The sequence below is a fragment of the Desulfothermus sp. genome, from assembly GCF_053993635.1.
The window spans coordinates 1-2,752 of the sequence record NZ_JBMYBT010000057.1; the positions used below are offsets into that span (position 1 = coordinate 1).

A 2,752-nucleotide genomic window follows, 5' to 3' on the forward strand; every position below is an offset into this window, starting at 1 on the left:
AGACATCAAAAGGAGATCGTATTATTTCAGCAGAAGAAATACAAAACTTTCTTAAGAAAGATGATGTAATAGAAGAGTGGGAAGAATCCAATGTAAAAATACCTCCAAGAAGAAGGTAAGATTTTAGCCTAAAACGCTCATATTTGCCTTTATTTGCCCTTTTGAATGATTTTTGTTTTTTTCCTCTATAAGAGAGAACTGAAAACGCAAAATAAGGGCGATTTTGTGCGTCTCAGAACCTATACTCTAATCCAAAATAAGTTTCAAAAGGATTTCCATCTATCCCACTAAACATACCAGGAGATTTATACTCTTTATCTAGGAGATTCTTAAAAGAGATAGTTGCATCTAACCTGGGAATAATATTCTTTATCTTTAGGCTTAAATCAAAAAGTATATGTCGAGAAAAGGTTTTGGGTGGAGATTTAAAGTAAGTAAATTTCCGTGAGCCAATATAGTGCATCCTGAAAAAACCAGAGGTATGCTTATTAATTTTATATTCTATGCCTAAATTGGCCAGATGATGGGCTCCGCTATCATAATCTCTCTTCCATGTACTGTAATGGGGTGTAGTGATCCCTTCAGGAGTAATAGTAATGTAATCAAGGGTAACGTATCTTTCCTTATCACCCCATGCATTTAAAAATGTGGTGTTGGCCCATAATTTTAAAAAAGAAAATGGTTTGTAAGTAATTTCTGTCTCTAAACCCAAAATTTTTTGACTGGTGGGCTCAGAATAATCCCCAGAAGGGCCTTCGCTGATATGGTGATGGATGATATTATAAAATGGAGTAAGGGTAAAAGAAAAAGATGGGAGAACACCATAATGCACTTCAAAATTAAGACTTTTTATCTCCTCAGGATCTAAATTGTTCCTATGTAGAAATTGAGAAGCATAGGGAGTGCGATATGCTGTACCGTAAATGGCCTTAAAATATAAGTTCTTTTTGGGATACCAGCCCACTCCTACGTTATAGGTAAAAGAATTATTGTATTCACTGTGGTCATCAAGTCGCATACCACCCCATAATTCCAACTCACTGATATGATGTCTATATTGACAGAATATAGATTTTAATCTAGTAGTAAAACTCTTTCTCTCTGGAGGCAATGGTTTAAAATACGTATCCTGGTTTTCTAGATAACCAGGTAAAAAACCCCTTGTTTCAATAATAGCATCTTTTATTTTATTTATCCTTAAAGAGCTACCAAATGTTAATAGGCCATGTTCGTTAAATAAGTCCCTATTTAGCATAATTTGTGTGTAGTAAATATAATTATTTTGTTTAAATCTTATGTCCATCTCTTCTTGTTTTTGATGAAAATAATTAAAGTAACTTTTAAAACTAAGAGATGTATGTTCAAAATCCTTTTTAGCCACTAATTTAATAAGTTTAAATGGAGTATTTTTCTTTGCCTTCCATTTAAATTTATCATGCGGCCCATGCATAATATAAGGTTTATTAAAATCAGAAAATCTTCCTGAGACGTGTAAAAAATTAAAAAAGCGTGCATTAAATACGACATCATAAAATTCTTGTGTGTTTATTGTTGTTCTGCCGCTTTGAGAAGATAAAAAACTACTATGGGTTTCATGTGGTTTTTTATAGTATCCATTAAAGGATAGAAAACCTTCCCATTTTCCAAAATCTTTGCCAAGATTTAAATAAAATGATTTATGTTCATCAGGTAGTGCTGTAAGAATACCTGTCTCTATGCCATTTACATCGCCACCTCTTTTAGGGACAATATTTAATACCCCTACAAAGGCATCAGGCCCCCATAACACAGAGGCAGGCCCCCTTACTATTTCTACTCGTTTTATAGCTGGCAAAGCCAGTTCTTCATCTAAGGGATAAATGTTTTTTGTACTGTCTGAGGTTAGGGGAACGCTATCGTATAAGAAGAGAATCCCCCCAGGGATACCTCTTAAATAAAGGGAATGTCCCCATTCCTTTTTTTCTGAATAGAATCCTGGAAATTGGGAAAGCATTTCTGAGAGGGTAATTATACCCCTATCTTGTATTTGTTTGTTTGAAATAACTGTTGCAATAGCAGGTGCATTTTTAGGAAATTCTGAACGGCCTGAAGCAATTGTAACTACCTCTGTATCTTCCCCCATAAAAAATAGCTCTTCTGAAATATTTGACCCCATAGCAGGGGATGAAATGAAATATTCTAAACCAAGACAGCTCAACCACAGGATAAAACAGTGAAATAGAAAAACAGGGCTAATCTTTTTCACTTTTTTCCTCCAGAAGTTTAAGCCTGGTTCTAAATTTAGATCTTGTAAGCCCGAGTATCCTGGCTGCTGCGCTTTTATTGCCACTTGTCCTTTCAAGGGCCTGTTTTATAAGTTCCTTTTCAACTGTTTCTAATGAAATTCCTTCAGGGGGAAGTTCAAACATCTTTTTTGCACTGGGTTTTGGGGTGAGAAAAGAAAAATGCTCAGCAGTAAGTGGCAACACACTTCCTGCTAGGATAATTGCCCTTTCTACAGCATTTCTAAGCTCCCTTACATTCCCAGGAAAAGGATAGTTTTCTAAGATCTTTTTTGCCCCTGCTGTAATAAAAGGCTTGGAGGTCTTTCCGATAATTTGTCTTATAAAATGATCAACTAAAGGTAGGATATCCTGCTTTCTTTCTCTAAGGGGTGGAATGTGAATAGGAAATACATGAAGTCTATAGTAGAGGTCTTCTCTAAATTTTTTTTCCTGAACAAGTTTTTCTAGGTCTTTATTCGTAGCAGCAA

At 35.1% G+C, this 2,752-nt stretch carries 2 protein-coding genes; both read right to left on the minus strand.

Going from position 1 to position 2,752, the window contains the following annotated elements; all coding sequences use genetic code 11:
* Window positions 1-232: 232 nt before the first annotated feature.
* The gene (locus tag ACY2V1_RS04020) at window positions 233-2,245 is read right to left on the minus strand and encodes a TonB-dependent receptor plug domain-containing protein (protein ID WP_461833511.1); all 2,013 of its coding nucleotides are present in this window, start codon (window positions 2,243-2,245) and stop codon (window positions 233-235) included.
* On the minus strand, window positions 2,232-2,752 hold a 521-nt coding region (locus ACY2V1_RS04025; protein ID WP_461833512.1), incomplete at its 5' end, for an AAA-type ATPase lid domain-containing protein. The genes ACY2V1_RS04020 and ACY2V1_RS04025, both read right to left, overlap by 14 nt.